This is a genomic window from Methylogaea oryzae, from assembly GCF_019669985.1.
GTDB classification, from domain to species: Bacteria; Pseudomonadota; Gammaproteobacteria; order Methylococcales; family Methylococcaceae; genus Methylogaea; species Methylogaea oryzae.
In genome coordinates this window covers 2,467,905-2,487,680 of sequence record NZ_AP019782.1, presented here as the reverse complement: position 1 = coordinate 2,487,680, position 19,776 = coordinate 2,467,905, and the positions used below count along the sequence as shown (strand labels likewise).

Sequence of the window (19,776 nt, the reverse complement as noted above, 5' to 3'; positions counted from 1 at the left end):
CTTCCCCATCGGCTCCGACGGGTTAGCGCGGCGCGTCGTAGATACTGTCGTTTTGCGGGGGCGGCGGCGCCTTTTCCTGAGGGGCGGCCGGGAGGTTGGCCGCCCGTTCGCTGCGCCGTTCCGTGGACAATTGGCGCTGCTCGCCGAACTGCTGCCGGAGCTGTTGGCGCAGTTCCAAGGTTTTGTCCTTGGGAAAGGCGTCCTGGCGATTGACCTGTTGCTCCCGGCGCTTTTCGTTGGTCAGGCGCTGCTGCTCCAGCAGCTGCTGTTGCAATTGCTGGTTGGTTTCTTGCACCCGGTCGCGCGGCAGCGCCTCCAGATTCCTGGCGTCCTGGTCCTTTTGCCGCTCTTGTCGCAGGCCGCTTTGCTCGGTGATTTGCTGGCGGGTCTGCTGGGTTTGGTCCGCGCTCCTGTCGAGGGGCGCCGCGTCGGAAACGTCGGCGCCGCGCGCCCAGGAAGGGCCGGGCAGGGTCAGCAGCAATAACGCCCACGGCAGGGCGAGGCCGCCGGCGGTCTTGCGTGGTCGAAAGGGGATCAACGGGGGCTTATTCATCGTCGTCGGGAAATTCGTGCGGGTCCAAGGATAACTCAAGGCCGTCCGCCTGCGCTTGGCGGTGGTCGCAGCGGTAGTGGATGGCGGAAATTCTGTGCACCATGGCGCTGTCGTCGCAAATGCGGAGCGCCGATTCCGTTCCCATGACGGAAGGGCGTTCCGTCGGCAATTGTATATCCAAGACATGGCTGAACAGCACGACGTTGAGTCCTCCTTCGCGTTGGGCGGAGGCGTAGACGACGCCGTCGATGCTGGGTTTGACCACGCCGCTGAGGTATTCGGCGAAGACCTGGGTGGACAGCAGTTCCGCCTCGTCGTCGGGCTGCGGCGGGTGGCGCATTTTGCTGTGCAGGCGGCGCAGAAAATGGCGGCAGGCCGATTTTCGCTTGAAGTCCGGCTGGAAGTAGCTGAGCGGTTGCTCCCGGTAGCACTGCTCCAGCAGGGGAAAATCCAGCAGGCGCAGCGGCTTGCGCAGCCGAAAGGCGCCGCTGACCACGGTGTCGCCGAGGCACGGACGCAGTTCCGCGATGCAGGTTTCCCGGTCGAAGGCGCCGTAAAACGCCGTTACCCCCGCGCTGTTCATCCGGCCCGCCGGCGCGCATTCGGGGGGCGGCGGACCCAATTGTTCTCCCGGCGAGGAGAGTATCCGCTCGAGATTGCCGGGGCGGGGCGCGCGTCGGGCGCGGAACAGCAGCGTGGCTTCGTCCGGCTTGACCGTGCGGAGGACCGGACTGCCCCGTTTGCCCTGGGTGCGCAGCGGCTGCGTGTCGCGCAGCAAGCGGTCCAGGAACTGCTTGGCGTCGGCGTTGAACAGTCGGGGCCGGTGTTTCAATTCGTGGCGAAAGTGTTCCCATCCGCCTTCCAGCTCGCGCGCATGCTCCCGGGTTTCCGCGTAGCGCGCCTCCCGCGCGTAGTTGGGGCCGCCGCCCCCGTCCGTCGGCACGATGAGCGTCAATTCGTCCAGGGCCGCGTCGACTACCGGCACGTCCGCTTCGAGCAGGTCGCCGACGATTTGTTCCAGGCTGTCGCCCTCTTGTTCGTAGCGGCTGTAGTGGTCGTCGACGCCGTAATGGGACCAGGTCCGGCAGAGCTGGAAATGTTGGTCCAAAACCTCCCTGATCCAGCCGGCCAGGGTCTTGACTGTGACGCACTTGCCCTTGTTGCCGCAAAAACGGCAGGTTTCCGGCGCGCCGCGGCTGCGGACGCGATCCTTCAACCAAGGCTCGCCCAAGCAGGTTTGGCATATCCGAGCGGTATTGTCGGCGACGTCGATGCTCATGCGGGAGAGTTAGAGGATGGGGCGGCCTGGCCGGTGCGTGGGTCCTGCGTCGATACAGCGGCAGGATGATAGCTGACCAGCACCATGCAAAACCAGTTCATCGACGCCGGCGGTCGCCCGAACCACTTGACAAGCCGCGACAATTTGCCGCGCGACAACATGCCACATTCCGCAGTTTGTTAGCAAAAGGTAATCTTCCTTCTAAGTTTTCATGTTACCTCCATGACGACGACTTCCTCAGAGAGAGTTGGCGGATCGTTTTCCACGATCCGCTTTTTTTTGCCCGAACACCCGCCGGCGCACTGGCGCGGAGACGCTTGATATGGCGCGTCCGGTGCACTACGATGCGTGCTTGTTTTCCGACCCCGTTAAAGAGATGACTATGGCTATTCAAGCGATATCCAGGCTGGCCGGCGCCGAGTCCGCGCGTCTACTATCCGCCGCTTGCGCCGTGTTGTTGGGCTTCGGCTTGGTGCTCGCTGTCGGCTTTGCCCGGGTGGATGCCGTGCACAACGCAACCCACGATACGCGCCATTCGGCGGGTTTCCCCTGCCATTGAGCCTGCGGTTCGGCCGCATCGCCGCTTGCGCGGCGCTCGCCGGCATCCTGGCCTCCCTGCCGTTGACCCTGGCGCAAGCGTGGTGGGTGACGCCGCTGATTCTGCAAGCGGAAACCTACGAGGACGCGCAGGCCGGGTCCGACTCCCTCCATCACGATTCCGCCGCCGTGCCGTCCGAAACGCTGGTCGCCGGCGAGGCCGCGTGGCAGCCTGAGGACGGTTGGCAGCGTACCCTGTCCACCGCCGCCGCCAACGGCGCCTTGGGGATCGGCCACGCCTTGATCTTGGTCGGGTTGTTTTCCCTGCGTCGTCCGTTGGGCGTGAAGCAGGGCCTGGCTTGGGGATTGGCGGGTTATACGGCGTTTTTCGTGGCGCCGGGCTTGGGCTTGCCGCCGGAACTGCCCGGCACCGCCGCGGCCGACTTGGCGGCGCGCCAGTATTGGTGGTTGGGCACCGTCCTGGCGACGGCCGGCGGATTGGCGCTGCTGTTCTTGCAAGGGCGTTGGCAATTGCGGGTCGCCGCGGTGTTTTTGCTGGCCGCGCCCCACGTTATCGGCGCGCCGCAACCGCCCGCGCTGCTCAGTTTGGCTCCCGAGGCGCTGCAAGCCCAGTTTCGAGCGGCGACGCTGGTCAGCAACGCCTTGTTCTGGCTGGCGCTGGGGGCCGCGTCGGCCGGGTTGTTCAGGCGCTGGTGCGGCACGGCGGGGAGCTAGGGCCTCGTTTCGCTATGTGGCTGCTGCGCGCCGCCGTTCCTCCAGCAAAGCGGCCATTTGTTCCGGCGGCAAGGCCTTGCTGAATAAATAGCCTTGCATGCGTTCGCACTGCTGCAAGCGCAAAAAATCCATCTGTTCCGACGTTTCCACGCCTTCCGCCACGCTGCCCAGGCTCATGTTGCGCGCCAGCGTGATGACTGCTTTGGCGATGGCGGCGTCGTCGTTGTCGGCCGGGAGGTTGAGGACGAAGTCGTGGCTGATTTTGAGCGTGTCCACCGGAAAACTCTTCAAATAACTCAGGGACGAGGCGCCGGTACCGAAATCGTCGATGGCCACCTTCAGTCCCATGTCTTTGAACTGACGTAGTATTTCTACGGTCTCCTGCACGTTTTCCATGACGATGCTTTCGGTGATTTCCAGCTCCAGCAGGTTGGCGGGAATGTTCGTTTCCGCCAGGATCGCCGCGATGTTGCTTTTTAAATTCTGTTCGCGGAACTGCCGCGCCGACAGGTTCACCGCCATGGTCAGCGGCGGATGGCCCTCGTCCAGCCAGGTTCTCACTTGCCGGCAGGCGGTGCGGATCACCCATTCGCCCACGGGGACGATGAGGCCGGTGACCTCCAGCAGGGGAATGAAGTCGTTGGGCGGCACCAGGCCCAGCTCGGGGTGGTTCCAGCGTATCAAGGCCTCCACTCCGACGATGTCGCCGCTGGGCATGTCGATCTGCGGCTGGTAGTACAGCACGAATTCGTCCCGTTCCAGGGCGTGGCGCAGGCTGGTTTCCAGCATCAACTGATCGTAGGCGCAGGCGTTCATTTCCGCCGTGTAAAACTGGTAGTTGTTGCGGCCTTGCTGTTTGGCGTGGTACATGGCGACATCGGCGTTTTCCACCATTTTGCTCCACTCGCCATTGTCGTTGGGGAACAGGGTGATGCCGATGCTGGTGGTGACGAAGACCTCGTTGCCGCCGACGGAAAAGGCCGACGACAGGGTATCGATGATTTTTTGCGCCCGGTGCGCGATATCGCTGCCGTCGGTCATGTCGCTGACGACGACGGCGAATTCGTCTCCGCCCAAGCGCGCCACCGTGTCCGACGCCCGCACCGAGTTGCGCAGGCGTTCCGCCACGGCGGCAAGGAGCTCGTCGCCCACGGTGTGTCCGAGCGTGTCGTTGACGATCTTGAAGCGATCCAGGTCCAGGAACATCAGGGCGATGATGCGGTTGTTTTGCCGGGCGTGGAGGGCGGCTTCCCGCAGTCGTTCGTGGAACAGCAGCCGGTTCGGCAGGCCCGTGAGCGTGTCGTGGTGGGCCAGGTAATCCAACCGTTCTTCCGAATGCTTGAGGTCGGTGATGTCGGTGAAAACCCCCACATAATGGCTGACTTCGCCATTGGCGTAGCCTACGGCGCTGACGTTCATCCAGGTGGGAAAGATTTCGCCGCTTTTGCGCCGATGCCAGGTTTCCCCTTGCCATTGTCCCTTGCGGCCCAGGGCATCGCGCATTTTTCGGAAAAAGCCGCGCCGGTGGCGGCCCGATTGCAACAAGTTGGGGTTGCGGCCGAGCACGTCGCTTTCGCTGTAGCCGGTGATGTCGCAAAAGGCCCGATTGACGCTGATGATGGCGCCGTTGGCGTCGGTGATGAGGATGGCCTCCAAGGTGCTTTCGAATACCGTGGCGGCCAGGCGCAGCTTTTCCTCTGCCCGCTTGCGCTCGATGGCATAGCGGATCGCCCGGTGCAGTATGCCTGCATCCAGATGGCCCTTGACTAAGTAGTCCTGGGCGCCGGCTTGCGCCAGCTCCGTCGCCAGGGTTTCGTCGTCCAGGCCGGTGAGGGCGATGATCGGCAGGTTAGGGGCTTGCCGGTTCAGGCGGCGGAAGGTCTCGTCGCCGAACGCGTCCGGCAGCGATAGGTCCAGCAGGGCCACGTCGAAAGCCTCTCGCTGCACGCAGCGCAGCGCGTCGGACATGTCGATGGCGTGGACCAGTTCCGGCGGTTCGCGCCAGTCGCTACGCAACAATTCGCGCAGCAACACCGCGTCGGGCAGGTTGTCCTCGACCAGGAGTATTTTCATGCCGGTAACGTCAGGATTGCGCCGTGTTCGGAGGCATTACTGCAGGCTATTTTCATGCAAGGGACGGTTACCCTGTATCAATTCGGCGAAAGCGCTCGGCGGCAGGGGAGGGCTGTACAAATAGCCCTGGGCGTCGTCGCAGGCGATGCGTTTGACCGTGTCCAGGTGGGCGGACGTTTCCACGCCTTCCGCCAAGCCCTTGATGTGGAAAATATGGGCCACTTCGATGGCGGCCTTGGCGATGGCCGCGCCGCTGGCGTTGTGGCTGGCGTCCTGGATCAAGGAACGGTCGATTTTTATGGCGTGGATGGGGAACTTCATCAGGGACTTGAAGGAAACCACGCCGCTACCGAAGTTGTCCAGGGTGAGCTTGACGCCGAGCCGGTTCAGGCTGTCCAGCGTCCGCACGGAATGCTCTTCGTTTTCGCGCAGCAAATCCTCGGTGAACTCCAGCTCCAATAGGCTGCCGCGCATCGCTGTCCGCTCCAGGGCGGCGGCGACGCTGTCGACGAAATCGCGCTGGCGGAACTGGCGCGGCGAGATGTTCACCGACACGGCGAGCGGCGGTAATCCCATTTTTTGCCAGGCGGTGTTTTGCTCGCAGGCGCTGCGCAATATCCATGCGCCGACGGGCACGATCAGCCCGGTTTCCTCCAAAGCGTCCATAAAACGCGCCGGCATCAGCAGCCCTTCTTGCGGGTGCTGCCAGCGCAGCAGCGCTTCCATGCCGATGACCGTGCCGCTGCGGATGTCCACTTCCGGCTGATAGTGCAGGACGAATTCGCCTTGCTCGAAGGCCTCGCCCAGGCGCCGGGCGTAGTCCGCGTAACCTTGCGTTTTGGCGGCCAATTCCTTGGAGAAGAAGCGGAAGCAGCTGTCGTTGGGGGCGGCTGCCTTGGCTTGGTACATGGCGGCGTCCGCGGCGCGCACCAGGGAAGCGGCGTCGTCGCTGTCGTCGGGAAACAGGGCGACGCCCAGGCTGGCATGGGTGACGAGGTGCGCGCTTTCCAGCGTGAACGGCTCGGACAGCGCGCCCAGGATTTTCTGCGCGATGGGTAGGATGTCTTCGGGGCCGGACACGTCGTCCAGCAGGACGGTGAATTCGTCTCCGCCGAGGCGCGCCACGCAGTCGCTGGCCCGCACGCAGTCGGTGAGCCTTTGGCTGACGCCTTGCAACAGCAAGTCGCCCACCTGGTGGCCCAGGGAGTCGTTGATGGCCTTGAATCCGGTCAGGTCGAGGAACATCAGCACCGCGCGCTTGCCGGAGCGGCGCGCCGCGTTGATGGAGCGCTGCAGGCGGTCGTAGAACAATTTGCGGTTCGCCAGGCCGGTGAGGGCGTCGTGGTGGGCGAGGTGGTGCAGCTGTTCCGCCATGCGCTTGCGTTCGATGGCGTAGCTGAGGGAGCGGCGCAGCAGCAGGCCGTTGATGCTGCCTTTCACCAGAAAATCCTGGGCGCCCAGCTGTACCGAGCGGATCGCCAGCCCTTCGTCCTCCTCGCTGCTCAACACGACGATGGGGATGCCGGGGGCCATGGTGTGGATGCGGGTCAGCGTGTTCAGCCCTTCGCCGTCCGGCAGCTTGAGGTCCAGCAATATGGCCGCGACGTCGTGCCGTTCCAGCTGGTCGTGCGCCGAGCCGAGGGAATTGGCGCGCACCAATTGGAAATGGCATTGCTTGTCGTCGACGAGAAGTTCCTCTACCAGCCGGGCGTCGCCCGGATTGTCTTCGACCAACAAAAGTTTCGCGGGAGCGTCTTGCATGGGTTAGTCGTCCACTTCGGAGGGCAGTTTGACGATGGTCAACCAGAAGGTCTCGATGGACTGCACGACCCGGACGAACTGGTCCAAGTCCATCGGCTTGGAGACGTAGCAATTGACGTGCAGGTCGTAGCTTTTGATGATGTCTTGTTCCGCCTCGGAGGACGTGATGACGACTACCGGGATGCGCTTGAGGGAGGGATCCGCCTTGATTTCCGCCAGCACTTCGCGGCCGTCCTTCTTCGGCAGGTTGAGGTCCAGCAGGATCACGTCCGGGCGGGGCGCGTCGGCGTATTTGCCTTCCCGTCGCAGGAACGCCAGCGCTTCCTGGCCGTCGCCGACGATGTTCAGGTTGTTGCGCACCTTGCTTTCGTACAGGGCTTCCTGGGTCAGGCGCACGTCGCCCGGATTGTCCTCGACTAACAGGAATTCGGCCGGCCGGCCTACGGTTTCCATGGTCATAAACTCCTCTCCTGCGATGCGGTGTTCGGTAGGGTGAAACAAAAGGCTGCGCCTTGTCCCGGTTCCGATTCTACCCAGATGCGGCCGCCGTGGCGTTCCACGATTTTTTTGCAGATGGCGAGGCCGATCCCCGTGCCCGGATATTGTTCCTTGGTGTGCAGGCGCTGGAATATGACGAAAATCCGTTCGGCGAATTCGGGCGCCAAGCCGATGCCGTTGTCCCTCACCTCGAATCGCCAGGCTTTCTCTTCCGGCGTCACCGTCAGTTGCACGCGCGGCGCTGCGTCGCCGCGGAACTTGATGGCGTTGCCGATCAGGTTTTGCAGCAGCTGGGTCAGCTGCGAGGCGTCTCCTGTGACGGTGGGCAAGGTGTCGCACACGATTTCAGCGCCGCTTTCCTCGATGACCAAGCGCAGATTGGCCAGCGCCCGTTGCAGCGAAACGTTGGCGTCGATGGGCTCCAAGGATTTGCCGTGGGTGCCGACCCGCGAATAGGCCAGCAAATCGTTGATGAGGCGCTGCATGCGCGTTGCGCCGTCCACCGCGAAACCGATGAACTCGTCGGCGTCGGCGTCCAGCTTTCCCTTGTAGCGGCGCGACAGCAGCTGGGTGAAGCTGGCGACCATGCGCAGCGGCTCCTGCAAGTCATGGGAGGCGACGTAGGCGAATTGCTCCAGTTCCTTGTTGGAGCGGGCCAATTCGTCGGTGCGTTCCTGCAGGGCCTCCTGAGCGTTGCGGTATTCGGTGATGTCGGAAAATTCCACCACGAAGTGCGTGGTGGCGCCGGCTTCGTCCTTGACGCCGCTGATGTTGACCCAGGCCGGGAAACGATGGCCGTCGCACCCTTGAAACTGCGCTTCTCCCTGCCAGATGCCGCTGGCTTTCGCATCCGTCCAGTGTTCGGCGAAGTCCCCTTGCTCCTGCGCGGAGAGTAGCAGCTGCACGGATTTTCCCATCAGCTCTTGCGGTTGATAGCCGGCGATGGCTGCTACTTTGTGATTGGCGTGCAGGATGCGGCCTTGGGTGTCGGTGATCAGCACCCCTTCGATATTGCTTTCGAACACCTGCGCGAACAGGCGCAACATTTCGTGATCGGCGTGGAAATAGGCGTTGATGGCCAGTTCGATGTCGAACAAGATGGTTTTCATCAGGGCCAGCATGGCGGCCATGCTGGCTTCGGCGTCCTGTTCCAGCGCTTGGCAAATTTCCGGCAGCATCCAGGTCAGGTACTGTCCGTAGGCGCCGACGTACCACTGCGGCTTGAGGCCGATTTGCTGGTGGGCCAAGCCGATTTTCAAGCGCTCCGTGGCGTAGGCCAGGCCGTATTCGCCCGCGGTGAGGCTGTCGAAATAGGCTTCCTGCTTTTGTTTCAGGCGCTGCACCAGGGCCGGATCGGCCAGCATGGCGCGGGTTTCCTCGAAAGTGTGCAGATGGGCGTAGAAGCTGTCGACGAAAGGGCCGTGCCGGCCTTTGAGGTGGTCGTGGACCCGCCGCAGCACGGAGGCTTCGGCCGGGCCGAAATGCAGAAAGGCATGGCGGCGGGCGATTTCTTCTTCGCTGATGCCCATGGCCGCCGCCAGGTCGGCGTTGTCGTTGGTGAGTTTGTTCATGCCTGCGTCGTGAGCGGCTCCGGCCGTTCGCTGTTGTCGTTGTGCCGCAAAGGGATGTCGGGCGGCCTTATGCCGCGCTTTTTCGCCGATTTTCTTCGGGCTATTAGATGATGTTGGTTGATGTTGCGCAACATCAAAATCCCCACCCCGCCGCTGGGGTTGCCCGGCGGCTGGCGGGGAATGGGCCCGGGCGAAGCGCCGGGCGCGGAACGGCGTTCGCGTCAGGCGGCCAGGCGGCAATCGGCGCGCTGTTTGGCGGTGCGCCAGTCGCGCCAGTCTTCGCGGTAAACCAGGAACAGGAACACGCCCATGATCAGCAGCAGGCAACCCGCCTTGAGGCGGAACAGGAAGTGCAAATAGGCCAGGAGATCGGGATGGTGCAGCAAATAGGCGTTGACCGCGTCAAAGAAGTTTTGCATGACGGTATCCTCGCGGGGTGGCGGCGGTGTGCCGAGTTCGGATTATAGCCAAAGCGGGGCGCGGCGCATGGGGCGCGGCTTAGGTATGCCTTTGCGGCGGTGGTAAACTATGCGCATTAGAACGGGTGTGCTTGGCGTGTCGCGGCGCGCCGCTTTGGCGGCATGGCGAGGCTTCGCACAGCCGGTTTCAGTCCTACGGAGAGTCAATGAAGCGTAAATATTTCGGTACCGACGGCATTCGCGGCAAAGTGGGCGAGTCGCCCATCACCGCCGACTTCGTGTTGAAGTTGGGTTGGGCCGCCGGCCGGGTGTTGGCCGTGGACGGCTATTCCCACGTCATCGTGGGCAAGGACACGCGCATTTCCGGCTACATGTTCGAGTCGGCGCTGGAGGCCGGTTTGGCGGCGGCGGGGGTCAATATCCAGTTGCTGGGCCCCATGCCGACGCCGGCCATCGCTTATTTGACGCGCACCTTCCGCGCCCAGGCCGGCATCGTCATCAGCGCTTCGCACAATCCCTATTACGACAACGGCATCAAGTTTTTCTCGTCCGAGGGCACCAAGCTGCCGGACGAGGTGGAGATGCGCATCGAGGCCCAGTTGGATCAACCCATGAACACCGTGGAATCCTTGCAACTGGGTAAGGCCTCCCGCATTCCCGACGCGGCGGGCCGTTACATCGAGTTTTGCAAGAGTACCATCGCTTCTCGCCTGGATTTTTCCGGTACGCGCATCGTGGTGGACTGCGCCAACGGCGCCACCTACCATGTGGCGCCGCACGTGCTGGAGGAGATCGGCGCCACCGTGGTGCGCATCGGCGTGAGCCCCAACGGCGTCAACATCAACGACGGTTATGGGTCGACCCATCCGGAAAAGCTGCGCCAGGCGGTGCTGGAGCACGGCGCGGATTTGGGCATCGCTTTCGACGGCGACGGCGACCGCTTGATCATGGTCGACCATAAAGGCGAGTTGGTGGACGGCGACGAGCTGCTTTACATCATCGCCGTGCTGGGCCAGGAGGAGGGCACGGTGCGCGACTCGGTGGTCGGCACGGTCATGAGCAATCTCGGCCTGGAACAGGCCCTGGGGCGCCGCGGCCTGGCCCTGCACCGTTCGGCGGTAGGCGACCGTTACGTGATGGAAGCCATGCTCAAGCACGGCGCGGTGGTGGGCGGCGAAACCTCCGGCCACCTCATTTGCCTGGACAAAACCACCACCGGCGACGGCATCGTCGCCGCCTTGCAGGTGCTGGCGGCCTTGGCCCGCTCCGGGCAGACCTTGCACGATTTGAAAAAAGGCATGGAAAAGTACCCGCAGACCCTGCTCAACGTGCGCATCAAGCAACGGGTGGACCTGGACGGCTTGGACACGTTCCAGCGGGTGCGGCGCGAAGTGGAGAAAGAGTTGGCCGACCGGGGCCGCATCCTCATCCGCCCGTCCGGCACCGAGCCGTTGATCCGCATCATGGTGGAAGGCCGCGACGGCGGCCAGGTGGAGCAATGGGCGCAGCGGATGGCGGACGCCCTGGTTGAGTCTCTGCCGGCATGACGGCCCTGTCGACGGCGAGGAGGAGCGCTTGATGGATGTTTATGGCTTGCTGCGGCCGGCTTTGTTCCGTTTGCAGCCGGAAACCGCCCACGAGTTGACTTTGCGCTGCCTGCGCTGGCTGGAGCGGTCCGGCATGGCCGGCTTGGTGGCCGGAGGGCGGGTGGACGATCCGGTCGACGTGATGGGGCTGCGTTTTCCCAATCGGGTCGGCTTGGCGGCCGGATTGGACAAGAACGGCGAATGCATCGACGGCTTGGCGGCATTGGGCTTCGGTTTCCTGGAAATCGGCACGGTTACGCCCCGGCCCCAGCCGGGCAATCCCCAACCGCGTTTGTTCCGGGTTGTGGAGGCGGAGGCCATCGTCAACCGCATGGGCTTCAACAACCACGGCGTCGAGCATCTGCTGCGCCAGGTGCAGGCCAGCCGCTATCGGGGGATACTCGGGATCAACCTGGGCAAGAATTTCGACACGCCGTTGGAGCGGGCGGCGGACGATTATTTGGCCGGCCTGCGTCAGGTATACGTCCATGCCGGATACGTGACGGTGAATATTTCCTCTCCCAATACCAAGGATCTAAGGCGTTTGCAGGGGGAGAACGAATTGCGGGCGCTGCTGGGGGCACTGAAGGCGGAGCAGGGCGCCCTGGCCCGCACCGTCGGGCGGTATGTGCCGCTGGTGGTGAAAATCGCGCCGGATTTGTCGGAGGGCGAGGTGGAGGCCATCGGCGGCTTGCTGCGGGAGTTGGGCATCGACGGCGTCATCGCCACCAACACCACGGTGGGGCGCGAAGGCGTGGCCGGTTTGCGCCACGGCGACGAGACTGGCGGCTTGAGCGGCGCGCCGTTGACCGCCAAATCGACGGCCGTGGTGCGGCGCCTGGCGGCTTGTACCGGGGGGCGGCTGCCGATCATCGCCGCCGGCGGCATCATGAACGGCCGCCACGCGCTGGAAAAATTGGAGGCCGGTGCCGCCTTGGTGCAGCTATACAGCGGCTTGATTTATCGAGGGCCGGCGTTGGTGGCGGAAGTGGCCGAGGCTTTGCGCCAAGCGCGCAGGACGTGACGGAATTTTGGCGCGTCCGGCCGCCGGTGCCTGCTTTTCGGTCTGCGGCGGCCTTGCGCGGCTTTATCCGACTGGATTGGCTTGAATGTTGTATAAACGAAATCTAAGACCGGGAGACGTTTAATTATGGCCGAAGCAGATAAAGGCGATTTGGACCTGGGGAAGGGCAAAGAGGACAAGCCATCCAAAGTTTTACTGTATGTCGTCATCGCCTTGATCGTGATCGTGCTGGGCATGGGCGGCGTGCTGTTGTACGTGACGGGGGTGATCAAGCTGGGTTCCGGTGGCGAATCCGAAGAACATGCCGAAGCGGAAGCCCCGCCCCCGCCGCGCGAGCCCCTCTATCTGCCGCTGGATCGGGATATGGTCGTGAATTTGCCGCCGGGCAGCGAAGCGCGCCTGTTGCAGGTGGGCGTCACCGTGCTGGCTTACGATCCTCGGGTGGCGGATGTGCTGAAAAAGCACATGCCCATGCTGCGCAACAATCTCGGCGTGTTGTTGGCCGGGCAAAATCCCGCCGAACTGAAAAAAACCGAGGGCAAGCAGGCCTTGCAAGCCAAGGTGCTGGAGGAGGTGAACAAGGTGATCCAGCAGCAATTGCCCGACGCGGCGGCGGAGCAAGTGTTTTTCACCAGCTTTATCTTGCAATAAAGAAGATAGAACCACCATGGCGGTTACCGACCTTTTAACCCAGGAAGAAATCGACGCCCTGCTGCATGGCGTCGACGACGGCGCCATCGATACCGAAGGGGATCTGGACGACGTCGGCGCCCGCAGCTACGACTTCACCAGCCAGGACCGCATCGTGCGCGGGCGCATGCCCACGCTAGAAATGATCAACGAGCGGTTTGTGCGTAATTTCCGCCTCAGCTTGTTCAATTTCCTGCGCCGCTCGGCGGAAATCGCCGTGTCCGGCATCCAGTTGGTGAAGTTCTCTGAGTACGTGCATAGCTTGTTCGTGCCCACCAACCTCAACCTGATCCGCATCCACCCCCTGCGCGGCCGAGCCCTGCTGGTGCTGAGCCCGCGTTTGGTGTTTACCGCGGTGGACAACTTTTTCGGGGGCGGCGGACAGTTTTACAATAAGATCGAAGGCCGCGAATTCACGCCGACGGAGATGCGAGTGATCCGCATCCTGGTGGACTTGATCTTCAAGGACATGGTGGAGGCGTGGTCGCCGGTGCTCGACGTGGAATTCGAGTACCTGAATTCGGAAGTGAATCCCCAATTCGCCAATATCGTGACCCCGACGGAAGTCGTGGTGGTGTCGACCATCCATATCGAGTTGGAAGGCGGCGGCGGCGATTTGCACGTCACCATGCCTTATTCCATGGTGGAGCCCATCCGGGAGTTGCTCGACGCCGGTATTCAAAGCGACCGCGGCGATACCGACGATCGTTGGCGGGTGAGCCTTGAGCGGGAAGTCAATGACGCCGAGGTCGAAGTGCACGCCACTTTGGCGCGGGTGGCGTTGACCGTGCAGGAAATGCTGGAGCTCAAGGCGGGAGACGTCATTCCTTTCGAAATGCCTGAGCGGATCCATTTGATCGCCGAGGACATTCCCGTCTTCGCGGGGCATATGTGCGTTTCCCAGGGATATTATGGCTTTCAGGTGGATGAAAAAATCACCCGGGCGGTGGGCGATGCCGACCGACTCAAACTTAGAAAAAGTTAAAGGGAGCGGATTAGGCCATGAGCGAACTTGAAGATGAACCGATAGATACCGCGGGTATCGCCGACGATTGGGCGGCCGCGCTGACCGCGCAGCAGGGCGTGGCCGCCGATATGGCGGCCCAGGCGGACGCGGCCTTCACCGTGGATGACCAGCCTTTGCCGCCGGGCAGCGGCTTGTCGTTGCCGAAGAACGACGTCAACCTGGACGTTATTCTGGACGTGCCGGTGACCATCGCCATGGAAATCGGCCGAAGCAAAATCAGCATTCGCAACCTGCTGCAGTTGAACCAGGGGTCCGTGGTGGAACTGGATCGCTTGGCGGGTGAGCCTCTCGACGTGTTCGTCAACAGCTGCCTGATCGCCCACGGCGAAGTGGTGGTGGTCAACGACAAATTCGGCATACGCCTGACCGACGTGATCAGCCCCACGGAGCGGATTAAGAAACTCAAATGATGGATTCGATGCCGGGCCATGGCCGCCTTGCGCCTCGGTCGTTGGGGGGGCGACGCTATCCCGGCGCGGCTGCGTCGTGGGGAGCGATTGCGCTCGTTTGCCCTTTTGCCGCGCTGGCGACGGAAGGCGCGCCGGCTTCGGCGGCGCCTCGCCTGGCGCCCGTGGTGGGTTGGGCGCAATGGCTGTTCGCCCTGTTGTTGGTGTTTGGCGCGCTGGCGGTGTTTTTTTGGCTGCTGCGCCGGTTCGGCGCAGGCGTCGGGGTTGCCAGCCGCCAACTCAAGGTGCTCGGCGGCGTATCGCTGGGAACCCGCGAGAGAGTGGTCGTGGTGCAAGCCGGCGGCAAGCAACTGGTGCTGGGCGTGAGCCCCGGGCGTGTCGAAACGTTATGCGTGTTGGAGGGGGAGGATCGTATGCAAGCCGAGCCGCAGCAAGCCTCGGGCGGCCCCGGGAACGGCGAGGGGGAATTTGCGCGCCACCTCAGCGGTTGGCTGAGCCGCAAGCAGGTCCAACCATGAGCCGCGGCTTGGTTCTGCTGCTGGTTTTGTCGGCGTTCGCGTCGGAGCTGTGGGCCGCGCCGGGCATTCCCGCCATGAGCGTGACCGCCAACGGCCAGGGGGGGCAGGATTATTCGGTCACCATCCAAATCCTGGCCTTGATGACGGCGCTAACCGTGTTGCCGTCGATTTTGCTGTCCATGACTTCGTTCGTGCGCATCGTCATCGTGCTTTCGCTGTTGCGGCAAGCCATGGGGACGGGGCAGACGCCGGGCAACCAGGTTTTGATCGGCATTGCCTTGTTGTTGACGCTGTTCATCATGTTGCCGGTGTTCGAGCGCATCAACATCGACGCCGTGCAGCCCTATATGCAGGAGCGCATTACCGCGCCGGTGGCGCTGGAGAAGGCCGCCGTGCCCATACGCGAGTTCATGTTGCGCCAGACTCGCGATGCGGACATCGACATGTTTCTGCGCATTTCCAACGGCAAGGATGTGGACGGCCCGGAGCAGCTGCCGTTCACGGTGTTGGTGTCCGCCTATGTCACCAGCGAGTTGAAGACCGCTTTCCAGATCAGCTTTATGTTGTTTCTGCCGTTTCTCATCATCGACTTGGTGGTGGCCAGCGTGCTCATGTCCATGGGTATGATGATGTTGTCGCCGGTGATGGTTTCCTTGCCCTGCAAACTGATGTTGTTTGTGCTGGTGGACGGCTGGTCGCTGATTATGGAAACCTTGGCGGCTAGTTTCTACGTAACGTGAGGCGGCGATGACCCCGGATACGGTAACGGAATTGGGGCGGCAGGCGTTGTGGGTCGCCTTGATCGTGACGACGCCGATTTTGTTGACTGCCCTGGTGGTCGGTTTGATCATCGCCATTTTCCAGGCGGCCACTTCCATCAACGAGCAGACCCTGACATTCGTACCAAAACTGCTGGTGATCGGCGCGGTCATGGTGCTGGCCGGGCCCTGGTTGATCACCACGCTGATGGATTACACGCGCGATCTGATTCGCAGCATCCCGAGCTTGATCGGTTGACGCCGCTGGATTGAGCGCCGTGCATTACAGTGAAGCGCAGATGCTGGAGTGGGTCGGGCGGTTTATGTGGCCGTTGCTGCGCGTCGGGTCTTTGTTCATCAGTTTGCCGGTGTTTACCAGCCATGGGGTGCCGGCCAGGGCGCGTTTGATCCTGGCGGTGGTCATCAGCCTGGCATTGGCGCCGGCCGTGCCGACGCCGCCCGCCATCGCCTTATTCAGCTTGGAAGGTTTCGCCACCGTGGCGCAACAGTTGTTCATCGGCGTGTTGACCGGCTACATCCTGCAATTGGTCTACGCCACCACGGTGTACGGCGGCAATATCGTGTCCTTGAGCATGGGGCTGGGCTTCGCTTCGTTGATCGATCCCCAGACCGGCGTGCAAGTGCCGGTGGTGGCGCAAATTTATTTGATTTTGACGACCCTGATTTTTCTCGGGACAGACGGCCATTTGCTGCTGATTGAAATGCTGGCGGACAGTTTTCAGACGATTCCCGTAGGGGTTGACGGCATCGGCTTGCCGGCTTTGAAAGCCTTGTTGGCCTGGTCCAGCCTGGTGTTTAGTGGCGGCATCCTGATGGCTTTGCCCATCATGAGCGTGCTGTTGTTCATCACCATCGGCATGGGGGTGGCCACTCGCGCGGCGCCGCAGCTGAGTATTTTTTCCGTCGGATTTCCCCTTACCATCGGCGCGGGCTTGTTTTTGCTGTGGTCCTTGATTCCGGAAGCGGTGCAGAATGCCGCGCGATTGCTGCGCGAGGCTTACGGCTTGGTGCGTTCGTTTTTGCTGGTGTAGTGGCGCGCCATGGCCGAGAGCGATAAGGAAGACCGTACAGAAGAGGCCACAGGCCGAAGGCTTCAGCAGGCCCACGACCGGGGCCAGATTCCGCGCTCCCGCGAGTTGAACACCGCGGCGATGCTGGTCGCCGCTTCCTTTGTCCTGTGGTCTTTCGGCGGCCATTTCGCGCAAGGCATGGCGCGCATGATGGAGGAGTCGTTCCGCGTGAGCCGGGAGGAGGCGTTTTATCCCGACGCCATGGTGCGCCACTTCGCCGATGCCGTGTGGGAAATGGTCAAGCTATTCGGGCCTTTGCTGGCCTTGACTGTGGTGGTGGCGTTGGCGTCGCCTATCGGCCTGGGCGGATGGAATTTCAGCACCGAGGCCATCGAGCCCAAGTTCAGCAAGATCAATCCCTGGAACGGCCTGAAGCGTTTGTTCGGCATGCAGGGCTTGATCGAACTGGTCAAATCGGTGTTCAAAGTGCTCCTGATCGGCATCGTCTCGTGGCGGTTGCTGCGCCATTATTGGGACAAGATGCTGGGGCTGGGCGATCTGCCTTTGATGTCGGCGTTGGCGACTTCCACCGATATGCTCGGGTTCTCATTGTTGGTTCTATCGCTGTCGCTGGTGTTGATCGCCGCCGTGGACGTGCCGGTGCAGCTATGGACCTATAAGCGCGATCTGCGTATGACCAAGCAGGAGGTCAAGGACGAATCCAAGGAAACGGAAGGAAGTCCGCAGGTAAAGCAGAAAATACGCCAAATGCAGATGGAGTTTGCCGTGCGGCGCATGATGGAGGCGGTGCCGAAGGCGGATGTGGTCGTGACCAACCCCACCCATTACGCTGTGGCTCTCCAGTATCAGCAAGGCGGCGTCGCCGCCGCGCCGCGGGTGGTGGCCAAGGGCGCCGATTTGGTGGCGGCGCAGATTCGCAATGCCGCTGCCGGCGCCGGCGTGCCCTTGCTGCCGGCGCCGCCGTTGGCCAGGGCGCTGTATTATTCCACCGAACTGGACCAGGAAATCCCGACCGGTTTGTATATGGCGGTGGCGCAGGTGCTGGCCTACGTCTACCAGTTGCGGGCGGCTCGCCAAACCGGGGCCGTCCCGCCGCCGGAGCCTCGCGATTTGCCGATCCCTCCGGATTTGGCCCATGATTAGCGGGCCGCCGGCTGTCCGTCAACCCATTGAACGTTTATCCCGTTAAGTCATGCAAGCAACCGCAATCATTGCAAAGTTAAGAGGCGTCGGGAGCCTGGGGCTGGGCGCGCCGCTGCTCATCATGCTGATGCTGATGATGCTGACGTTGCCTTTGCCGGCGTTCCTGCTGGATTTGCTGTTCACTTTCAATATCGCGCTGTCGCTGATCATCCTGCTGGTGGCGATTTACACCCTGCGCCCGCTGGATTTCGTTATTTTCCCGTCCGTGCTGCTGGTGGCGACCTTGTTGCGGCTCGGATTGAACGTCGCGTCCACCCGTGTGGTGTTGCTCAAAGGCCACGAGGGTGGGGACGCCGCCGGCAAGGTGATCGAGGCCTTCGGCGACTTCGTGGTGGGCGGCAACTATGCGGTCGGCATCGTGGCGTTCGCCATTCTGACCATCATCAATTTTGTCGTGGTGACCAAGGGTGCCGGCCGCGTGGCCGAGGTGAGCGCTCGTTTTACCTTGGACGCCATGCCCGGCAAGCAGATGGCGATCGACGCGGACCTTAACGCCGGCCTCATCAACCAGGATGAGGCCCGCGCTCGCCGTAAGGAAGTGTCCATGGAAGCGGATTTCTACGGCTCCATGGACGGTGCCAGCAAGTTCGTGCGCGGCGACGCCGTCGCCGGCATCCTGATCCTTTTCATCAACATGATCGGCGGCGCCATCGTCGGCGTATTGCAGCACCACATGGGCTTCGCCGAGGCGGCGCAAACCTACACCCTGCTCGCCATCGGCGACGGTTTGGTGGCGCAGATTCCGTCGCTGCTGTTGTCCATCGGCGCGGCCATGCTGGTGACGCGCGTGCCGACCGCCACCGGCGATATCGGTTCGCAATTCGCCGCCCAATTTTTGGAGGATCCGAAGCCCTTGTACATCACCGCCGGGGTGGTGGGGCTGCTGGGCATTATTCCCGGCATGCCCAACGTACCGTTTCTCTTGTTGGCGGGAGGGATGGCTTGGGGCGGGTACACCATCGTGCAACGTCAGAAGCAGATTCGCGCCCAAGCGCAGGCCAAGCCGGTTCCCGTGGCGCCGACCGGAGAGGTCAAGGAGCTTGGGTGGGACGACGTGGCGCCGGTGGACATGATCGGTTTGGAAATCGGCTACCGCCTGATTCCGTTGGTGGACAAAAACCAGGGCGGCCAGCTGATGCAGCGGATCAAAGGGGTGCGCAAAAAGCTTTCCCAGGATTTGGGCTTCCTCATCCCTTCCGTGCACATTCGCGACAATCTCGACTTGAAGCCCAACGCTTACCGCATTTCGTTGCTTGGCGTGACGGTGGGGGAGGCCGAGGTGTTTCCCGAGCGGGTGATGGCGATCAACCCGGGGCGCGTGTTCGGTCCCTTGAGCGGCACGGTGACCACAGATCCGGCCTTCGGCCTGGAAGCCGTGTGGGTGGACGCCAACCAGCGTGACCAAGCGCAAAGCCTGGGGTATACGGTGGTTGATCCCGGTACCGTGATCGCCACTCACCTTAGCCATATTTTGCAAACTCAGGGCCATCAGCTCTTGGGGCACGACGAGGTTCAACAGCTGTTGGATGGTTTGGCCAAAACGGCGCCGAAACTGGTGGAGAGCCTGGTGCCCAAGACGTTGCCTCTCAGCGTGCTGGTCAAGGTGCTGCAAAACGTGCTGCAAGAGGGGATTCCTATCCGGGACATCCGCAGCATCGCCGAAACCTTGGCGGATTACGGCTCCCGCAGTCAGGATCCCGTCGCGTTGACGGCCGCCGTGCGGGCCTCGCTGGGGCGCTTGATCGTGCAAAACCTGTGCGGCAGCCAAAAAGACATCGCCGCCATTACATTCGATTCAGAGCTGGAACAGTTATTGCTTAAGATTGTCCAGGGCACCGGGGGGGATGGCGTCGGCATCGAGCCCGGTTTGGCCGAGCAGATGCAAAAGGCGTTGGAACAGCATGCGCAGCGGCTGGAAATGGAAGGCCGTCCGCCCTTGCTGCTGGTGTCCGCGCCGATACGGCAATGGCTGGCGCGTTTCGTCCGGCAAAGCATTCCCGGATTGCACGTGTTGGCATACAACGAAATTCCGGAAGACAGGCAAATCAAAGTGGTCGCGGCCATAGGCAAACGCGGTTGAGTGCG

20 protein-coding genes are annotated in these 19,776 nt (G+C 62.5%); 13 read left to right on the top strand and 7 right to left on the bottom strand.

Features of this window, described 5'->3' with window-relative positions:
• Positions 1 to 22: 22 nt before the first annotated feature.
• The gene (locus tag K5607_RS10885; RefSeq protein ID WP_054774438.1) at positions 23 to 553 is read right to left on the bottom strand and encodes a hypothetical protein; all 531 of its coding nucleotides are present in this window, start codon (positions 551 to 553) and stop codon (positions 23 to 25) included.
• Positions 546 to 1,832, bottom strand: coding sequence for an RES family NAD+ phosphorylase (locus K5607_RS10880; protein ID WP_221047017.1), 1,287 nt, complete (start codon positions 1,830 to 1,832; stop codon positions 546 to 548). The genes K5607_RS10885 and K5607_RS10880 overlap by 8 nt, the downstream gene beginning before the upstream one ends.
• Positions 1,833 to 2,214: 382 nt before the next feature.
• Between K5607_RS10880 and K5607_RS10875 the strand changes: the two genes are divergently transcribed.
• Entirely contained in the window at positions 2,215 to 2,391 is a 177-nt protein-coding gene (locus tag K5607_RS10875) for a CbtB domain-containing protein (protein WP_156302825.1), read from the top strand.
• Positions 2,388 to 3,104 carry a CbtA family protein gene (locus K5607_RS10870; RefSeq protein ID WP_246598836.1) on the top strand — a complete coding sequence of 239 codons (717 nt, stop codon included), beginning with the start codon at positions 2,388 to 2,390 and terminating at the stop codon, positions 3,102 to 3,104. Before K5607_RS10875 ends, K5607_RS10870 begins: the two co-directional genes overlap by 4 nt.
• 12 nt (positions 3,105 to 3,116) lie before the next feature.
• Here K5607_RS10870 and K5607_RS10865 read toward each other — a convergent pair whose 3' ends face one another.
• From K5607_RS10865 to K5607_RS10845, 5 genes are all read right to left on the bottom strand, one after another.
• The gene (locus K5607_RS10865; RefSeq protein WP_221047016.1) at positions 3,117 to 5,177 is read right to left on the bottom strand and encodes a putative bifunctional diguanylate cyclase/phosphodiesterase; all 2,061 of its coding nucleotides are present in this window, start codon (positions 5,175 to 5,177) and stop codon (positions 3,117 to 3,119) included.
• Between the two features lie 36 nt (positions 5,178 to 5,213).
• The gene (locus K5607_RS10860; protein ID WP_221047015.1) at positions 5,214 to 6,938 is read right to left on the bottom strand and encodes an EAL domain-containing response regulator; all 1,725 of its coding nucleotides are present in this window, start codon (positions 6,936 to 6,938) and stop codon (positions 5,214 to 5,216) included.
• Positions 6,939 to 6,941: 3 nt separating this feature from the next.
• A complete protein-coding gene (locus K5607_RS10855; RefSeq protein ID WP_221047014.1) occupies positions 6,942 to 7,397 on the bottom strand; it encodes a response regulator in 456 nt (151 codons plus the stop codon).
• Positions 7,394 to 9,007, bottom strand: coding sequence for a sensor histidine kinase (locus K5607_RS10850; RefSeq protein WP_246598835.1), 1,614 nt, complete (start codon positions 9,005 to 9,007; stop codon positions 7,394 to 7,396). The genes K5607_RS10855 and K5607_RS10850 overlap by 4 nt, the downstream gene beginning before the upstream one ends.
• 221 nt (positions 9,008 to 9,228) lie before the next feature.
• Positions 9,229 to 9,426 (bottom strand): hypothetical protein, encoded by a 198-nt coding sequence (locus K5607_RS10845; protein WP_221047013.1) that lies wholly within the window; start codon positions 9,424 to 9,426, stop codon positions 9,229 to 9,231.
• A 206-nt stretch (positions 9,427 to 9,632) separates the two neighbouring features.
• Between K5607_RS10845 and glmM the strand changes: the two genes are divergently transcribed.
• The 11 genes from glmM to flhA all read left to right on the top strand — a co-directional run bounded on the left by glmM (position 9,633) and on the right by flhA (position 19,771).
• Entirely contained in the window at positions 9,633 to 10,973 is a 1,341-nt protein-coding gene (gene glmM / locus K5607_RS10840; RefSeq protein WP_221047012.1) for a phosphoglucosamine mutase, read from the top strand.
• A gap of 31 nt (positions 10,974 to 11,004) precedes the next feature.
• Complete coding sequence (locus K5607_RS10835; RefSeq protein ID WP_221048923.1) at positions 11,005 to 12,036, top strand: quinone-dependent dihydroorotate dehydrogenase; 1,032 nt, start codon at positions 11,005 to 11,007, stop codon at positions 12,034 to 12,036.
• Positions 12,037 to 12,162: 126 nt separating this feature from the next.
• Positions 12,163 to 12,687 carry a flagellar basal body-associated FliL family protein gene (locus K5607_RS10830; protein WP_054774696.1) on the top strand — a complete coding sequence of 175 codons (525 nt, stop codon included), beginning with the start codon at positions 12,163 to 12,165 and terminating at the stop codon, positions 12,685 to 12,687.
• A gap of 16 nt (positions 12,688 to 12,703) precedes the next feature.
• Positions 12,704 to 13,711, top strand: a complete 1,008-nt coding sequence (fliM, locus tag K5607_RS10825; RefSeq protein ID WP_054774697.1) for a flagellar motor switch protein FliM — start codon at positions 12,704 to 12,706, stop codon at positions 13,709 to 13,711.
• Between the two features lie 17 nt (positions 13,712 to 13,728).
• Positions 13,729 to 14,163, top strand: coding sequence for a flagellar motor switch protein FliN (gene fliN / locus K5607_RS10820; protein WP_054774698.1), 435 nt, complete (start codon positions 13,729 to 13,731; stop codon positions 14,161 to 14,163).
• Positions 14,160 to 14,678 (top strand): flagellar biosynthetic protein FliO, encoded by a 519-nt coding sequence (gene fliO / locus K5607_RS10815; RefSeq protein WP_221047011.1) that lies wholly within the window; start codon positions 14,160 to 14,162, stop codon positions 14,676 to 14,678. The genes fliN and fliO overlap by 4 nt, the downstream gene beginning before the upstream one ends.
• A complete protein-coding gene (fliP, locus tag K5607_RS10810; protein ID WP_054774528.1) occupies positions 14,675 to 15,418 on the top strand; it encodes a flagellar type III secretion system pore protein FliP in 744 nt (247 codons plus the stop codon). Before fliO ends, fliP begins: the two co-directional genes overlap by 4 nt.
• 7 nt (positions 15,419 to 15,425) lie before the next feature.
• Positions 15,426 to 15,695 carry a flagellar biosynthesis protein FliQ gene (gene fliQ, locus K5607_RS10805; protein ID WP_221047010.1) on the top strand — a complete coding sequence of 90 codons (270 nt, stop codon included), beginning with the start codon at positions 15,426 to 15,428 and terminating at the stop codon, positions 15,693 to 15,695.
• 19 nt (positions 15,696 to 15,714) lie between these two features.
• A complete protein-coding gene (gene fliR / locus K5607_RS10800; RefSeq protein WP_054774530.1) occupies positions 15,715 to 16,488 on the top strand; it encodes a flagellar biosynthetic protein FliR in 774 nt (257 codons plus the stop codon).
• 9 nt (positions 16,489 to 16,497) lie between these two features.
• Complete coding sequence (gene flhB / locus K5607_RS10795; protein WP_221047009.1) at positions 16,498 to 17,631, top strand: flagellar biosynthesis protein FlhB; 1,134 nt, start codon at positions 16,498 to 16,500, stop codon at positions 17,629 to 17,631.
• Positions 17,632 to 17,680: 49 nt separating this feature from the next.
• Positions 17,681 to 19,771, top strand: a complete 2,091-nt coding sequence (gene flhA / locus K5607_RS10790; RefSeq protein ID WP_221047008.1) for a flagellar biosynthesis protein FlhA — start codon at positions 17,681 to 17,683, stop codon at positions 19,769 to 19,771.
• Positions 19,772 to 19,776: the final 5 nt, after the last annotated feature.

Coding starts and splice junctions, on each gene's coding strand:
- fliQ (WP_221047010.1), top strand. CDS start 15,426: ATGACCCCGGATACGGTAACGGAATTGGGGCGGCAGGCGTTGTGGGTC.
- K5607_RS10880 (WP_221047017.1), bottom strand. CDS start 1,832: ATGAGCATCGACGTCGCCGACAATACCGCTCGGATATGCCAAACCTGC.
- flhA (WP_221047008.1), top strand. CDS start 17,681: ATGCAAGCAACCGCAATCATTGCAAAGTTAAGAGGCGTCGGGAGCCTG.
- K5607_RS10830 (WP_054774696.1), top strand. CDS start 12,163: ATGGCCGAAGCAGATAAAGGCGATTTGGACCTGGGGAAGGGCAAAGAG.
- K5607_RS10835 (WP_221048923.1), top strand. CDS start 11,005: ATGGATGTTTATGGCTTGCTGCGGCCGGCTTTGTTCCGTTTGCAGCCG.
- fliN (WP_054774698.1), top strand. CDS start 13,729: ATGAGCGAACTTGAAGATGAACCGATAGATACCGCGGGTATCGCCGAC.
- K5607_RS10865 (WP_221047016.1), bottom strand. CDS start 5,177: ATGAAAATACTCCTGGTCGAGGACAACCTGCCCGACGCGGTGTTGCTG.
- K5607_RS10850 (WP_246598835.1), bottom strand. CDS start 9,007: ATGAACAAACTCACCAACGACAACGCCGACCTGGCGGCGGCCATGGGC.
- flhB (WP_221047009.1), top strand. CDS start 16,498: ATGGCCGAGAGCGATAAGGAAGACCGTACAGAAGAGGCCACAGGCCGA.
- glmM (WP_221047012.1), top strand. CDS start 9,633: ATGAAGCGTAAATATTTCGGTACCGACGGCATTCGCGGCAAAGTGGGC.
- fliO (WP_221047011.1), top strand. CDS start 14,160: ATGATGGATTCGATGCCGGGCCATGGCCGCCTTGCGCCTCGGTCGTTG.
- K5607_RS10845 (WP_221047013.1), bottom strand. CDS start 9,426: ATGCAAAACTTCTTTGACGCGGTCAACGCCTATTTGCTGCACCATCCC.
- fliP (WP_054774528.1), top strand. CDS start 14,675: ATGAGCCGCGGCTTGGTTCTGCTGCTGGTTTTGTCGGCGTTCGCGTCG.
- K5607_RS10860 (WP_221047015.1), bottom strand. CDS start 6,938: ATGCAAGACGCTCCCGCGAAACTTTTGTTGGTCGAAGACAATCCGGGC.
- K5607_RS10875 (WP_156302825.1), top strand. CDS start 2,215: ATGGCTATTCAAGCGATATCCAGGCTGGCCGGCGCCGAGTCCGCGCGT.
- K5607_RS10885 (WP_054774438.1), bottom strand. CDS start 553: ATGAATAAGCCCCCGTTGATCCCCTTTCGACCACGCAAGACCGCCGGC.
- K5607_RS10855 (WP_221047014.1), bottom strand. CDS start 7,397: ATGACCATGGAAACCGTAGGCCGGCCGGCCGAATTCCTGTTAGTCGAG.
- fliM (WP_054774697.1), top strand. CDS start 12,704: ATGGCGGTTACCGACCTTTTAACCCAGGAAGAAATCGACGCCCTGCTG.